At 42.6% G+C, this 14,274-nt stretch carries 13 protein-coding genes and 2 pseudogenes; 3 read left to right on the top strand and 12 right to left on the bottom strand.

The features are described 5' to 3' along the window. Positions 1 to 20: 20 nt before the first annotated feature. The 5 genes from ruvB to LC455_RS12230 form a co-directional block, all read right to left on the bottom strand. Complete coding sequence (gene ruvB / locus LC455_RS12250; protein WP_223591189.1) at positions 21 to 1,022, bottom strand: Holliday junction branch migration DNA helicase RuvB; 1,002 nt, start codon at positions 1,020 to 1,022, stop codon at positions 21 to 23. A 10-nt stretch (positions 1,023 to 1,032) separates the two neighbouring features. Next, positions 1,033 to 1,644 (bottom strand): Holliday junction branch migration protein RuvA, encoded by a 612-nt coding sequence (ruvA, locus tag LC455_RS12245; RefSeq protein WP_223591187.1) that lies wholly within the window; start codon positions 1,642 to 1,644, stop codon positions 1,033 to 1,035. Between the two features lie 114 nt (positions 1,645 to 1,758). Next, the gene (locus tag LC455_RS12240) at positions 1,759 to 2,298 is read right to left on the bottom strand and encodes an intercompartmental signaling factor BofC (RefSeq protein ID WP_223591185.1); all 540 of its coding nucleotides are present in this window, start codon (positions 2,296 to 2,298) and stop codon (positions 1,759 to 1,761) included. Between the two features lie 120 nt (positions 2,299 to 2,418). Next, positions 2,419 to 3,162: a YhcN/YlaJ family sporulation lipoprotein gene (locus LC455_RS12235; RefSeq protein WP_223591183.1), complete on the bottom strand. Its 744-nt coding sequence runs from the start codon at positions 3,160 to 3,162 to the stop codon at positions 2,419 to 2,421. 84 nt (positions 3,163 to 3,246) lie between these two features. Further along, positions 3,247 to 4,239: a phosphotransferase gene (locus tag LC455_RS12230; protein ID WP_223591181.1), complete on the bottom strand. Its 993-nt coding sequence runs from the start codon at positions 4,237 to 4,239 to the stop codon at positions 3,247 to 3,249. Between the two features lie 1,352 nt (positions 4,240 to 5,591). Here LC455_RS12230 and LC455_RS31920 point away from each other — a divergent pair. Then, positions 5,592 to 5,666, top strand: a pseudogene (locus LC455_RS31920) (hypothetical protein); the annotation flags it as partial. 152 nt (positions 5,667 to 5,818) lie between these two features. On the opposite strand, the pseudogene safA reads toward LC455_RS31920, so the two are convergent. The 4 genes and pseudogenes from safA to nadB form a co-directional block, all read right to left on the bottom strand. Next, positions 5,819 to 5,983: pseudogene (gene safA, locus LC455_RS31915) on the bottom strand (SafA/ExsA family spore coat assembly protein); the annotation flags it as partial. Between the two features lie 247 nt (positions 5,984 to 6,230). Further along, positions 6,231 to 7,328 carry a quinolinate synthase NadA gene (gene nadA / locus LC455_RS12210; protein ID WP_223591179.1) on the bottom strand — a complete coding sequence of 366 codons (1,098 nt, stop codon included), beginning with the start codon at positions 7,326 to 7,328 and terminating at the stop codon, positions 6,231 to 6,233. A gap of 1 nt (position 7,329) precedes the next feature. After that, positions 7,330 to 8,178 (bottom strand): carboxylating nicotinate-nucleotide diphosphorylase, encoded by an 849-nt coding sequence (nadC, locus tag LC455_RS12205; protein ID WP_223591178.1) that lies wholly within the window; start codon positions 8,176 to 8,178, stop codon positions 7,330 to 7,332. Then, positions 8,147 to 9,721, bottom strand: a complete 1,575-nt coding sequence (gene nadB, locus LC455_RS12200) for an L-aspartate oxidase (protein WP_223591177.1) — start codon at positions 9,719 to 9,721, stop codon at positions 8,147 to 8,149. The genes nadC and nadB overlap by 32 nt, the downstream gene beginning before the upstream one ends. A gap of 100 nt (positions 9,722 to 9,821) precedes the next feature. On the opposite strand from nadB, the gene LC455_RS12195 reads away from it, so the two are divergent. Together LC455_RS12195 and LC455_RS12190 are read left to right on the top strand one after the other, a co-directional pair. Then, the gene (locus LC455_RS12195) at positions 9,822 to 10,955 is read left to right on the top strand and encodes an IscS subfamily cysteine desulfurase (RefSeq protein ID WP_223591176.1); all 1,134 of its coding nucleotides are present in this window, start codon (positions 9,822 to 9,824) and stop codon (positions 10,953 to 10,955) included. Between the two features lie 48 nt (positions 10,956 to 11,003). Further along, complete coding sequence (locus tag LC455_RS12190; protein ID WP_223591175.1) at positions 11,004 to 11,543, top strand: transcription repressor NadR; 540 nt, start codon at positions 11,004 to 11,006, stop codon at positions 11,541 to 11,543. A gap of 38 nt (positions 11,544 to 11,581) precedes the next feature. Here LC455_RS12190 and pheA read toward each other — a convergent pair whose 3' ends face one another. The 3 genes from pheA to obgE form a co-directional block, all read right to left on the bottom strand. Then, on the bottom strand, positions 11,582 to 12,436 hold the full coding sequence (gene pheA / locus LC455_RS12185) for a prephenate dehydratase (RefSeq protein ID WP_223591174.1): 855 nt from the start codon (positions 12,434 to 12,436) through the stop codon (positions 11,582 to 11,584). A 65-nt stretch (positions 12,437 to 12,501) separates the two neighbouring features. Beyond that, on the bottom strand, positions 12,502 to 12,957 hold the full coding sequence (locus LC455_RS12180; RefSeq protein ID WP_223591173.1) for an ACT domain-containing protein: 456 nt from the start codon (positions 12,955 to 12,957) through the stop codon (positions 12,502 to 12,504). A gap of 25 nt (positions 12,958 to 12,982) precedes the next feature. Further along, entirely contained in the window at positions 12,983 to 14,272 is a 1,290-nt protein-coding gene (gene obgE / locus LC455_RS12175) for a GTPase ObgE (RefSeq protein ID WP_223591172.1), read from the bottom strand. Positions 14,273 to 14,274 lie beyond the last annotated feature (2 nt).

Below are 14,274 nucleotides of genomic sequence, written 5' to 3'. Positions count from 1 at the left end.
TAACTTTTTAAAATACGTGCTCACTTTGCTAGGGTATCCATGCCAAAATGATGATAAACGGCTGGTGTTACCATTCTGCCCCTTGGTGTTCGCTGCAGGAAGCCAATTTGTAATAAATAGGGTTCATATACATCTTCAATTGTTTCCGCTTCTTCGCCAATTGATGCAGCAATTGTATCCAAGCCGACAGGGCCGCCGCGGAATTTTTCAATAATCCCTTTTAACAGCTTGTGGTCAATATGATCCAGACCAAGCCTGTCTACCTGAAGTAATTCAAGCGCTTCTCTCGCAAGGGCGAGGTCGATGGTGCCGTTTCCCTTTACTTGGGCAAAGTCACGAACCCTGCGGAGGAGACGATTGGCAATCCGTGGGGTTCCCCTTGCTCTTCTTGCGATTTCTGAAGCAGCCTGTTCATCTATCTCCGTTTCGAATAAATCTGCGGTACGGATAACAATATTTTTTAACTGATCTTCTTTATAATACTCGAGCCGGCATAAAACTCCAAATCGATCCCGCAGTGGCGCAGACAAAGAACCAGCCCTGGTTGTCGCCCCGACCAATGTAAACGGCGGGAGATCCAAGCGGACAGACCTTGCACTTGGACCTTTCCCAATAACAATATCAAGACAGAAATCCTCCATCGCCGGATACAGTACCTCTTCAATCGTTCGCGGCAGCCGATGAATTTCATCGATAAATAAAACATCTCCAGGCTCAAGCGCTGTTAAAATTGCTGCTAAATCGCCAGGCCTTTCAATTGCCGGTCCGGAGGTTGTCCGAAGGTTAACCCCCATTTCATTAGCAATAATAACAGCAAGGGTCGTTTTCCCCAAACCCGGAGGCCCATATAGAAGAACATGGTCCAACGTTTCCTTCCGAAGCTTTGCCGCCTTAATAAAAATTTCTAAATTTTCCTTGACCTGGGTTTGTCCAATATATTGCTTTAAGGTTTGCGGTCTAAGACTTTGTTCAATGCTTATTTCACTTTCATTAGCTTCATTAGAAATAATCCGGTCATCCATAAATTATCACCTATTTTAAAAGGCGCTTTAAGGCCTGTTTAATGTATTGATCAGTGGACATCTGCTCTTTTCTTAATTCAGGTGAAATCTTTTTAATTTCTTTATCAGAATAACCCAGTGCTTTTAAAGCAAGAATGGCTTCTTCAAAGGCCGTATTGTTCGTTTGTGTATATAGTGGAAGTGTATCGGCATTGAATAGATTTGGGAAGTAATCTGGAACGACATCCTGTAATTTCCCTTTTAAATCGAGGATCATTTGCCGTGCTGTTTTTTTGCCTACTCCAGGAAATTTAACGAGGAAGGCTTCGTCCTCATTTTCGATGGCGTTCACCACCTGTTGGACTTCACCAGAAGCAAGGATCGCAAGCGCCCCCTTCGGCCCGATACCCGATACATTTAACAATTTAGTGAATAGTTTTTTCTCTTCCCTTGATTGGAAGCCATAAAGCGCCATTATATCTTCGCGTACATAATGGTAGGTATATACAGTTACCATTGTTTCCATCTTGCTGGAATAAATAAACGGATTGGGTGTCGCGATTTGATAGCCAATTCCATTATTTTCAATGACAATATATTCAGGCCCGACAAACTCAACGGCCCCTTTAATAAATTCAAACAATCGTATTCTCTCCCTTAGTTTTTCACCGTATTTCATTCTACCATAATTTTAAGTTTTAGAAAGAAATAAAAAACAGGCTGATTTATTATGATCAGTCTGTTTCAAAATGAGAATTCATTCTTTTTTTAATGAATAAGGCTTAAAGGTTTCTAAAACTTGAACATATTGATCTTTCGTTTTAATTGGGATGCCTTGTATTAATTCTTCTTGTCTCTTACTTTCAAGCTTTCTAATATCTATTTGAAAAAACGATTGAATGATTCTTGATTGGCCGGGTCTGCCATTAAAAATGGTCAAAACCCCATCTTCTGTTATCCCGAAAAAGCCATTTGCTTTTAATAGCGGGGATATATCATCGACCTTCCTTCTAAAAACAAAGGTCGATTCTTCCATTTCAGTTAGCTGCCATTGATCATACTTAGCCCAGAAATTCGCCATGGACCAACATGTTTCGTGAACGACTTCTTGACTAATTTCTCCATCGAGATAGATTCGTTCTAAAATAACCGTCAGGTGCTGAGGTTCCGTCTTTTGCCGGTCATCGACTTGTGCCGCCGATCCAGTAATTTCCGAAGCCCCGCCGATTAGTACATACAGTAAAACAGAAAATACGGCTAAGCTATACCGAGACAATGATATCCAATTGAACCTCATGATACTCACCTCTTTTTGTTATTTAATGAACAAACTTTACAGTTCTAGTTTAGCCTATTTTTCCCTTTATATCCGAAAAATTAAAAAGGCAAAGCCCGTAAGCTTTGCCCTTTATTAAAACTATTTTGAATATCTGTTTGGAACTTCTTCGCTTTGGCGGCGGTCCTTATTCGCTTTCGGCTGCCGCTGCGGTACATCATTATTGATGTTCCGGTCCCGTCCAATTGTCCCTTCATCTGTAATGACAGTTACTGATTTTCCGTTCGCGTATGGCTTCACCGCATTTTTAATAGCCCTTTTGGTTGCGGCCTCTCTGTCATGGTCCACTAAGTTAACCGAAACAATAACAGTGTTCCCATAGGCAACGGATCTGACTGATTGAACGTTATCGATGTTTGAAACTTTGCTCCTGATATTATCGGTTATATTTTCTTGGACAAGTTTATCTGTTGCTTCACCGGTCTTACCGATATTTTTATTCAAGTGACCGTGATAATTCATATCGCTGGTACTAAAGCGGTTATCCCGCTGGAAGAAATTACGGTCGGTCTCTGCTAAAGGTGTTGTCGGGTTTTTTGGGTTGCCATTTTCATCCCTTGTCTGAAGCAGTTTTCTTTTTTGATTGTTTACAATTCCATCCTCATTCCCAAGGGTATGATCCATCATTTCGGTAAAGGCCCCATCATTGTCCCTAAGTAAACCATTATTACCATTAGGGTGGTTTTCATTCGAGTAATACCCCATCGGACGGGCCAGATTATTGCTCCCTTTATTCACACCTGCACGGTTATCATCATTGTTACAGCCAGCCAGCCCCATCATCATCACGGCCGAAAGAGGAATCATCCACTGCTTCTTGTTCAAGCGAAAAACCCCCTTAGTTCATCCTGAGCATGTATTAACATGCTCGTTAATAGGGTGCAATTTTTTAGGGGTTTTCATTCATTTTCATTCATCTACTATGGTCTTAATTCGGTCAATAAATTTTTTTCTTGCGTAAAACTGATTAATCGTTAAATCCATCACCTGTTTTAATTTCGCATGGTCAGAATACGATTTTTCCCTAATGATTCTGTTCCACTCGCGAAAAATATCTGCTGGATATACTAAGGCATACAAAAACGGTTTTAGACGAATATATTTTGTGATTGGTTCATACTGAAGCAGCTTATCAAACGACCAGTCTAGATAGGGAAGAATCCGATTTGCGTATTGTAAATAATCAAAAGAAGCAGGGCCGATGCTGATTAAATCAAAGTCGATTAATAATAAGGTTCCACTTTTGTCCCGTAAAAAATTATGATGGGCAACATCCCCATGCAGGATCACATATGGTTCTTTTTTGAAAAAGAGGTGTTCCTTTTCCATACCCTCCAGTGACCATTCTGCCCATGAGACCATTTCCGAAATAAAGGGATCATTGAAAAAATATTTAACGAAGGGAAGATTATTCTTAAAAATATGATATCTCTCTGTCCACTTACCAATTAAATCCGCTTTCGGCAGCAATGTACGATACCGTGCTTCAAATGATGCTGTTGTTTGATGAAATTGTTCGAGCAGCTCAATTCCTTCCTGACGGTTTTTGTGAGAGTGAAAGGAAAAAGTGGTTTTACTCGGGGCAATATACTCGATGCAGCCAAAGTAAGTACCCTCGAAAAACAGCTGATCTTTCACAATGGGATTAAGAAATTTATATGTTTTGCTGAACCCTTCTTTATTCAATGTGGTTGTAAACGCTTCTTGAAGTCTAAGTCTGCTGTTGGTCTGGTACCCTTTCATGATATAAGTATTTTTTTCTGTTTTTAAAAATAAAACAGATTTTCTAATCGGAACCATTTGGATGATTTTTTCTGTAAACTGCGACCGAAAATAAGAGAGGAGACGATTATAATAATCATCGTCTCCATTTTTGTTTTTCGTTGTATTAACTGCTCTCATCCTGGAACCCTTGCATTCCATAAGGATTAGTTCCAACTGGTCCCATTCCATAGGGGTTCATAAATGGAGGCTGAGCAACATTAGCCGGTCCAGTAAATGGCGCACTATAAATTGGCGGTGTTGGCGGTACAAAGGCTGGTGCAACACTTGTTGGTGCTGCTGGTATTCCAGCCGGCATTCCTGAAGGCATACCAGTTGGGACTGCTCCGCAGCCGCAATCGTCTAAACCACCTGTCCCGATAGGCAGTCCTTGTGTTGGATAAGGCTGCTGCATATAAGGCATTTGTGCTCCGAAGCCTGGTACTGGTGCTTCTGCTGTCTCAAAATCTTCTCCCATAGTCTGTGGGACTCCGCCCATTTGTGGAGGGTAACCATACGGCATTTGACCATATGGTGCTCCCATTCCGTATGGGTTTACCATTCCAGGAGCCCCATACATCGGTCCAGGCGCAAATCCAGTCGGATGATGCTGGGCATGGTAAAAGGATGAACTTTCGACAGGATATCCTCCTGTTACTCCTGGCGGATAGGCACCTGGCACTGCTCCAGGGTAGCCAACTGGCGGTGCTCCAGCAAAGCCTGTTGGCGATGCTCCAGCAAAGCCTGTTGGCGGTGCTCCAGCGAAGCCTGTTGGCGGTGCTCCAGCAAAGCCTGTTGGCGGTGCTCCAGCAAAGCCTGTTGGCATTTGTCCATATCCGGGGGGCACTTGACCAAATGCCGCTGGATCCATATAAGGCTGCTGGAACGCTGGGTTTTGCATGGCGCCCGGAATAAATCCTGGGTTCATTGCAGGTATTTGCGGCATAAATGATGATGATTCATCATGGAAATACGGCTGCACATAGGGTGTGCCTGCTACGGTTGGTGCATAACCCGGTGTTACAGGCGGGTATCCAGCCGTACCAGGCATCACACCGGTCGGCATTACTCCGCCTGGCATCATTCCGCCCGGCATCACTCCGCCCGGCATTTGCGGAAACGGCATATACGGTGTTGGTACCGGGAACCCTCCGTCAAATGGCGGGCAGAATCCTGGACCAGGCATAACTGGTGTCATTGGAACACAGTCTTGAACAGGCATTTGAATTGGTGCTTCCATTACCGGTTCTGGAATTGGATTTGCTTTGATTGGTGTTTCTTTGATGGGCATTTCTTTGATTGGTACTTCTTTAATTGGCATTTCTTTCTTAGGTACTTCTTTGATTTCAGGAAGAATATTGGTTGGTTTTGGCGGCAGCTGCGGTTGAGGAATCATATTTGTCATATTCATCATGTAGTAGTTGTTAATATCAATTTCTGGGACTACTTGCAGAGGCATTTTTGGAGTATAGGGTGCTTTTGGTGCTTCTTTGATGATCGGCTTCTCTTTTGCAATTGGTACTTCTTTGATTGGAGCTTCTTTTATTGGAGCTTCTTTGATTGGAGCTTCTTTAATCGGTGCCTCCTTAATCGGCGCTTCTTTTATTGGTTTCTCTTTGGCAATCGGCATTTCCTTTTTTGCTCCCATATTGATTGTCGTACCAGGATTGTGTCCCGCAGATGCTCCTTTTTTTATTGTTCCACCTGAGGTTGGGACCTTTACTTTCATTCCGGGCATAATCATATCAGGGTTGCTGAGCTGCGAATTCATCTTTTTCAGCTCTTCAAAATTCACGCCGTACTTCTTGGCGATCTTCCAAAGAGTATCCCCTTTCTGTACGATATGGATCTTCACTCTGATTTCCCTCCTATGGCATAAGTCCATATAGTGTATGTGAAGATGGGCAAAGTGCTAACATTCTTCAAAAAAACTTATGCTAATTTTTATTAAAATATGAATAAGTCCCTGAATAAATGGAATTCGTTAGATTCGCAAATAAACAGCTTAGATTCGCAAATAAACAGCTTAAATTCGCAAATAAACTAGACTTGTCCGGCCGATAAATTAATTTTCACTCTGGTAAAGACCAAAAAAAAGATGCAATCAGCTAAATTGCATCTCTTTTGGCCTATTATGAATTTATTAGCATCCGTTCAAGCGCCAATTTGGCGTTTTCGGCAATTTCTGGACTAACTTTAATGACATTATTCGTATCTTCTAATGTATCCAAGCTCCATACCAGGTGTGGCAGGTCAATTCTGTTCATGGTCAAACAAGGACACATATGAGGGTTTAGAGAAATAATCTGTTTATCCGGATGATTGGTAATTAGACGGTTAACCAGGTTCATTTCTGTACCAATCGCCCATGCAGACCCAGGCTCCGCTTTTTCAATTGCATTGATGATATAGCTTGTGGAACCGGCCAGATCAGATAATTCGACCACTTCGCGGCGGCATTCCGGATGGACGATAATTTTCATGTCAGGATACTTATAACGCGTATCAATCACATTTTGAACGGTAAAGTTTTCATGGACAGAGCAATGCCCTTTCCAAAGAATTACCTTTATTTTGGAAACATCACCATCATATTCTAATGTATCGTTAATTGGATTCCAAATGGCCATTTCGGACAGGGGAATGCCTAAATCAGCAGCCGTATTGCGTCCTAAATGCTGATCCGGCAAAAATAAAATCCGCTCCTTTTGTTCAAAAGCCCATTTTACCATTGTCTCCGCATTCGAAGACGTAACCGTTGCCCCGCCATTAGCACCGACGAACGACTTAATAGCGGCCGTTGAATTGACGTAGGTTAATGGAAGAATCGTATCACCAAACATCGTCTGCAGCTTCTCCCATGCTCTCTCCGTTTGCCCTAAATCCGCCATATCCGCCATCGAGCAGCCCGCGCGCATATCAGGCAGAATGACCTTTTGATTTTCCGTTGTTAAGATATCAGCCGTTTCTGCCATAAAATGAACCCCGCAGAAAACGATATATTCCGCTTCTGTATTTTCCGCCGATAATTGGGCCAGCTTTAATGAATCCCCTGTCGCATCGGCAAACTGAATTACTTCATCCTTTTGATAATGATGTCCTGGGATGAAAAGCCGTGATCCGAGCTTGTTTTTCACTTCAATCACTCGTGCCTCTAATTCCTCCCGTGACATCTGCTTATATTTTTCCGGAATCATTTTATTGGTTTGTAGTGAGGCTAAAATGTTCATCTTATTCTTCTCCTTTATTCCATTTTACTTTTACGCTTATATCCAACGCTTTATAAGAATGGGTCAAAAATCCAAGGGAAATATAATGAACACCTGTATCGCCATAGTCAGCCAGATTGCTCAACTGGATACCGCCTGATGCTTCGGTAATGATTCCGGCCGGAACTAATTTAATTAATTCCTTGATTTCGTCTGGGGTGCGATTATCGAACATAATCACATCGGCACCAGCATTCACCGCTTCCACTACTTGTTCCTCTGTCTCAACTTCCACTTCGACCTTCACCATATGACCGGCTTGCTTTCGGACGGTTGCAACAGCCCGCTCAATCGAACCAGCAAAAGAAATATGATTATCCTTAATCATCACACCGTCATACAACCCAAAGCGGTGATTAAAACCACCGCCGCAGCGGACCGCATATTTTTCAAACATCCGAAGTCCCGGCGTTGTTTTTCGTGTGTCGCAGATTTTTGTAAAATCGCTATTTAAGGTGATAACCGCTTTATTGGTGAGAGTAGCAATTCCGCTCATCCTTTGAATGAGATTAAGTACCACTCTTTCTCCTTTTAACAAATCTGCAATCTTTCCAGAAACAAGCGCAAGCTGCTGACCATATTCAATTCGGTCTCCGTCTTTTACGAGTACCTCTACGTTAATATCGTTATTTAACAGCTTGAAACCTGTTTTAATCACTTCTTCGCCGCAAAATATTCCTTCATCTTTGGCGAGAAAAACAATTTCACCATTCGTTTCATTCGCAAAAATTAAATCAGTGGTAATATCCTGTTCACCTATATCTTCGATAAAAAAATTCTCAAGTTGTGAGCGCAGTTTTAATGTGTTCATGATCCTTTTTCACTTCCCGTTTCTTTTTATGACTGAGCGATTTTCTTAGCCAATGATTATCATCCTCATGCGGATAATCACTTCTAAAGTGGCCGCCGCGGCTTTCTTTCCGTTTAAAAGCTGATTCGGTAATCAGTTTTGCTGTGAGTACCATGAAAATCTTTGTTAAGTCTTGAACACAAAACCCATCAAGTTCAGTTAATTCATGAACCTTAAATTGATGAAGCCATTTTCTCTGCTTCCTAAGATCCACTTCATTGCGGACGATTCCCACCCGCTCCATCATGTAATCCTTGATTTGCTGCTCTGTAGGTAAAAGGATTTTTTGCTGGGTAATATTTAGACTCGGCTGTTCTGATTCAGGTGCTTCGGCTAGATTAGCTTGAATCCATTCTGATAATTTTTTCCCTTGATACAATCCCTCTAATAGGGAATTGCTTGCTAAGCGGTTAGCCCCGTGCAGGCCTGTACAAGCTGCCTCGCCTATGGCATAAAGTCCATCAATAGAGGTGCGCCCGATTAAATCCGTTTTGATGCCGCCCATTAAAAAGTGGCTTCCAGGAGCAACGGGAATTTTTCCAGCTAATAGGTCAATGCCATTCTGCCCGCAAAGAGTTGTGATTGAAGGGAAACGTTTCTGAAAATCTTTTATACTACTAATATCTAAATATACGTTATGGCCATTTTTCAAATATTCATAGATTGTTTGCGAAACCACATGCCGTGGTGCAAGGTCTTTATAGGGATGGACTCCCTCCATAATCGGTGTTCCATCTTCTGTAACAAGGATAGCTCCATCGCCCCTCACGGCTTCGGAAACCAAGCCTTTTGTTTCACCACTGAGATATAAAAGGGTGGGATGAAATTGAATAAATTCCATATCGACAATTTCAGCACCCGCCAAGTACGCAAGCGCAATTCCATCGCCGCTAACCGTCCGGGCATTTGATGTAAATCTATACAATTGGCCGCAGCCGCCTGTAGCGATTATGATGTGTTTTCCGTAATACATATGAATGCTGCCATCCGGCCGCTTTGTTTTTACCCCAATGCAGCGATTTTTTTGCTCATTCAAAATCAATTCATAAGCAAATTCATCTTCTGCTATCAGCACATTGTCGGAAAGCTGGCTAATCAAATGCTCGATTACGTTTTTACCAGTGGCGTCCCCGCCGCCATGGACAATGCGATGCTCGCTATGAGCTCCTTCCATGCCAAGGAGCAATTCCCCCTGATGATTTCGATCGAAAACATCTCCCTTTCGAGCAATTGCCTTAATAAGTGATGGCGCTTCATAAATGATTTTTCTTACTGTATCAGGATTATTGTGGAATCTTCCAGCTTCTAAAGTATCCGCCAAATGTTTGGATGGATGATCTTGTGCTCCAATTGCCGCAGCGATCCCGCCTTGGGCAAGATAGGAATTAGCCATTCTTATTTTTGACTTTGTGAGAATCCTCACATTCTTATCATTTCCTAATTGGACAGCCAGCTGTAATGCCGCTACCCCGCTTCCAATAATTACAACATCAACATTATCCATAGGTTGACCCTCCCTGATTAACAGGTGTCTTGACATATATATTTACACAGAATTAAACTAAAAACAAGTATTATATTAAAAAGTTATTGGAGAAAATATAATGATATATTTTGATTTTGCCGCTACAACTCCATTAGATAAAGATGCAGCAGAAGTTTATCTGAAGGTCGCAACCGAATACTTTGGCAACGCCAGCAGCCTTCATGATATTGGAGGCCAATCCTCAGCCCTGCTTGACAATTGCCGCGAAGAATTGGCGCAAATTTTGGGTGTTGATAAAAAGGGATTGTTCTTTACAAGTGGAGCCACTGAGGGGAATTTTTTAGCCTTGGAAGCCTTGTTATCAGCTCCATTAAAAAAGGGCAACCATATTATTGCAGGTATGGCAGAGCATTCATCCATCCATGGAGAACTTAGGAGATTAGAGAAAGCCGGTTATGAAATTACACTTCTTCCGTTTGATGACTCAGGGCTTATCGATATTGAGAAGCTTGCAAACGAAATTAAACCGGAGACCATATTAGTTGCCGTTCAGCATGTAAATTCGGAAATCGGAACAATCCAGCCAGTCGAGACTATTGCAGAAATTTGCAAGGCCCAGCAGATTCATTTTCACAGCGACTGCGTCCAGTCGTTTGGAAAATTGGATTTAAAAAGCATAACACCGCTTGTGAGCAGTATTTCTTTTTCCGGGCATAAAATTTATGGACCAAAGGGGATTGGCGGTGTATATATCAATCCACGCACTCATTGGGATCCCTTTTTTCCAGGTGGATCGCATGAACGCGGCTTTCGTCCTGGCACGGTGAATGTTCCGGCAATTGCGGCAATGACCGTTGCCGCGCAGAAAATTATCGGACAGACTTCTACGAATCATGATACATTTGCATTACTGCGAGATACCTTTATTGAAGCACTTAAACCAATAAAAGATAGAGTCGTAGTTTATGGGACAGATGCTGCTGAATCGCAGCTTCCAAATATAATCGGGCTTAGAATCTCAGGGATAGAGGGACAATGGATGATGCTTGAATGCAATCGCTTAGGATTCGCCATTTCAACCGGAAGCGCCTGTCAAATCGGGATGCAATCCCCTGCAAAGGTAACGCAAGCACTGCGCCTAAGTACAGAAGAGGCCAAACAGTTTATTCGGATTTCCTTTGGAAAATCGACAACGGTGGAAGAAGTTTTACAGCTTACGGAAAGCATTGTTAAAATTGTCCAGGAATTTTAAATAAGTTATGCTAGAATATAAAAACAGAGATTGTTTGGGAGGAATAATATGGCTGAGCAAAAAAAAATATTAGGAGAAGAAAGGAGGTCCTTGATTCTTCAACTGCTAAAAGACAGCTCCGAACCATTGACGGGAAGCGAGCTTGCTGCCAGAACGAATGTTAGCCGGCAGGTCATTGTGGGAGACATCACCCTGCTAAAGGCAAAAAACGAACCGATTATGGCCACAAGCCAGGGGTATGTGTATTTAAAGCAGAATGCTGGTACCCGGATATATGAAAGAACGATCGCCTGTAAGCATAATCCAAAAGACACGGAAAAGGAACTAAATTTATTGGTGGATCATGGAGTTTTGGTAAAGGATGTAAAAATTGAGCACGCCGTCTATGGTGATTTAACTGCCTCCATCATGGTCTCAAACCGTCAAGAAGTGAAACAGTTTTTGAGTAACCTGCAAACAACGAATGCCGCTCTGCTGTCGGAGCTGACAGATGGCATTCATCTTCATACGATTTCTGCATCAAGCGAAAAAATCCTTGATAAAGCAGAAGCCGCCCTTAAGGCTGAGGGATTTTTAATGGAATCATAAAAAGGACCCGGGATATTTTTTTCATCCCAGGTCCTTTTCTAATTTAATTCGACTAATGTTGACGGATAGCTTCCCATTAGTGTTACTCCGCATCCCAGTGCTTCTAGCTCCGCCATTGCCCCTGGTATTAACACCTCATCAAGCTTCATTTCTAAATCGATAATGAAAAAGTAATTGCCAATCCCGGTTTTCATCGGTCTTGATTCAATTTTAGAGAGGTTTATTTTTCTCCAGGCAAAGGCTGATAAAACTTGGTGAAGTGCCCCGGCACGGTCTGATGGTAAAGTTACCATTAACGTTGTTTTGTAATGGGAGGAGCCACAAATAGCCTGAAAATCAAATTCGTCTTCAGATAAAACCACAAAGCGGGTGTGGTTATAGTCAAAATCGTGAATATTTCTTTGAACAATGGATAATCCATATTCTTTGGCAGCCAATTCATTCGCAATGGCGGCCGTATTATGTTCAGGTTCATCCATCACCAATTTCGCCGCAGCCGCTGTAGAAGAAATATATTCAAATGGAACGCCTTTAAATTGATTATGTAAGAATTTATGGCACTGCGCGATGGCATGCGAATGGCTATAAATTTTGCTGACATTCTCCCATTTATCGGCATTCGCAGGATGGACCATCAAATGCTGTTTAATCGGTAGAGTAATTTCTCCAACGATGGGGATTTGAGCAACCTGAGTTAGATAATCGAGGGTAATATTAACGGAACCCTCAAGCGCATTTTCAATCGGAGCAACCGCAAGCGCAACTTTTTTGTCTATTACCGCGTCCATACATTCTGGTATTGTCCGAAAAGGCTCTAGTTCCAAACCTGGGAAAACCTTTGTGACCGCAAGTTCCGTGAAGGTTGCCTTAGGACCTAAATAACCAATTTTCATTGCATTCCACTCCCCTATTTTTAAAAAGAAAGCTGAGAACTGGTTTCTCAGCAGACTTTTGTCCACTATGCACCTGTTCCCAGCACTTCTACTTTCTCTACAAATTCGAGTTTTCTAAGGTCGGATAATAATTCATCAATTTCATTTGTCATATTTGCCGTGTTTAATGAAAGAGTCACGTTCGCCCTGCCCTGAAGGGGAATCGTTTGGTGTATGGTTAAAACATTACAGCCAGAAGAGGCAACAACACTTAATAATTTTGACAAGGTGCCGGAGCGATCCTCTAAATGAAAGAATAACGAAACTAAGCGCTCCTGTTTAATGGTTGAAAACGGAAATACGGTATCCCTATATTTATAAAAAGCGCTCCTGCTTAAGTCGACCCGCTGGACAGCATCCGCAATCGATTCCGCCTTGCCTCGATCAAGCATTTCTTTCACTTCAATCGTTTTTTTCATCGCTTCTGGCAAAACGTCTTCACGGATTAAATAAAATTTTTTATCAATGTTATCCATTTTCATTTCATTACCTCTTTTACCTGAAACCCTAATCAATAAACTCAAATTCGAAATCTAATAACTTAACGACATCTCCATCTTTTGCCCCGCGCTCTCTTAATGCCTCATCGACCCCTAGACCGCGAAGCTGGCGTGAAAAGCGGCGAACCGATTCTTCTGTTGAAAAATTAGTCATCTTAAAGAGCTTTTCAATTTTTTCACCAGAAACCACAAACGTTCCATCGGATTCTCTGGAAATGTGGAAAGCATCCGGATCCTTCTCGTGCTTGTAAAGCACACGATGAACGCCAGTATCCTCTTCTTCATGCTCAAGCGGGAATTCCGGTGTTTCCTCAATTTTATCCGCAACGGCAAACAATAGCTCGCGCAGTCCCTTTCGTGTAATGGCCGAAATAGGAAAAATCGGATAATCCTCTTCAAGCTTCTCTTTAAAGGTTTCTAAATTTTCCTCCGCACCAGGCATATCCATTTTATTGGCCACAATAATTTGCGGACGCTCTGTTAAACGCAGATTATATTCTTGTAATTCTTTATTAATCGTCAGGTAATCCTCAAATGGGTCTCTGCCTTCCGTCGCCGCCATATCTATGACATGAACAATAACCCTCGTCCGCTCGATATGACGCAAAAACTGATGTCCAAGACCTACGCCGGAATGGGCCCCTTCAATAAGACCAGGAAGATCAGCCATGACAAAGCTTCTGCCGTCCTCTGTTTCCACCATGCCCAGATTCGGAACAATCGTCGTAAAATGGTACTCGGCGATTTTTGGCTTCGCTGAAGAAACAACAGACAATAGCGTGGATTTCCCAACGCTTGGGAAACCAACCAACCCTACATCAGCCAGCAGCTTAAGCTCCAGTATGACGTCGCGCTCTTGGCCTGGCTCACCATTTTCAGCAAGCTCTGGCGCCGGATTGGCTGGAGTGGCAAAACGGGAATTCCCCCGGCCGCCGCGGCCGCCTTTTGCAATGATGGCCTGCTGTCCATGCTCAACTAAATCGGCAATAACTTCTTTTGTTTCAGCATCCGTGACAACGGTCCCAGGCGGTACCTTGACAATCATATCCTTGGAATTACGACCATGCTGATTCTTCGACATTCCATGCTCGCCACGAGTGGCTTTAAAATGGCGCTGATAACGGAAATCCATTAGAGTACGCAAGCCTTCTTCGACTTGAAAAACAACATTGGCGCCCTTCCCGCCATCTCCGCCGGCCGGACCGCCCTTTGGTACATATTTTTCACGGCGAAATGCAACCATTCCGTTTCCGCCGTCTCCACCTTTTACATATATCTTGACTTGATCGACAAACATTT

The organism is Neobacillus bataviensis (assembly GCF_019969725.1).
The sequence above is the reverse complement of the archived record's forward strand: the minus strand, read 5'-3'. Positions and strand labels throughout refer to the sequence as shown.

Bases quoted from the DNA above. Each gene is read 5' to 3' on its own strand.
- ruvB (WP_223591189.1), bottom strand. From the start codon at position 1,022: ATGGATGACCGGATTATTTCTAATGAAGCTAATGAAAGTGAAATAAGC.
- LC455_RS12240 (WP_223591185.1), bottom strand. From the start codon at position 2,298: ATGAGGTTCAATTGGATATCATTGTCTCGGTATAGCTTAGCCGTATTT.
- LC455_RS12230 (WP_223591181.1), bottom strand. From the start codon at position 4,239: ATGAGAGCAGTTAATACAACGAAAAACAAAAATGGAGACGATGATTAT.
- nadA (WP_223591179.1), bottom strand. From the start codon at position 7,328: ATGAACATTTTAGCCTCACTACAAACCAATAAAATGATTCCGGAAAAA.
- nadC (WP_223591178.1), bottom strand. From the start codon at position 8,178: ATGAACACATTAAAACTGCGCTCACAACTTGAGAATTTTTTTATCGAA.
- nadB (WP_223591177.1), bottom strand. From the start codon at position 9,721: ATGGATAATGTTGATGTTGTAATTATTGGAAGCGGGGTAGCGGCATTA.
- LC455_RS12195 (WP_223591176.1), top strand. From the start codon at position 9,822: ATGATATATTTTGATTTTGCCGCTACAACTCCATTAGATAAAGATGCA.
- LC455_RS12190 (WP_223591175.1), top strand. From the start codon at position 11,004: ATGGCTGAGCAAAAAAAAATATTAGGAGAAGAAAGGAGGTCCTTGATT.
- pheA (WP_223591174.1), bottom strand. From the start codon at position 12,436: ATGAAAATTGGTTATTTAGGTCCTAAGGCAACCTTCACGGAACTTGCG.
- LC455_RS12180 (WP_223591173.1), bottom strand. From the start codon at position 12,957: ATGAAAATGGATAACATTGATAAAAAATTTTATTTAATCCGTGAAGAC.
- obgE (WP_223591172.1), bottom strand. From the start codon at position 14,272: ATGTTTGTCGATCAAGTCAAGATATATGTAAAAGGTGGAGACGGCGGA.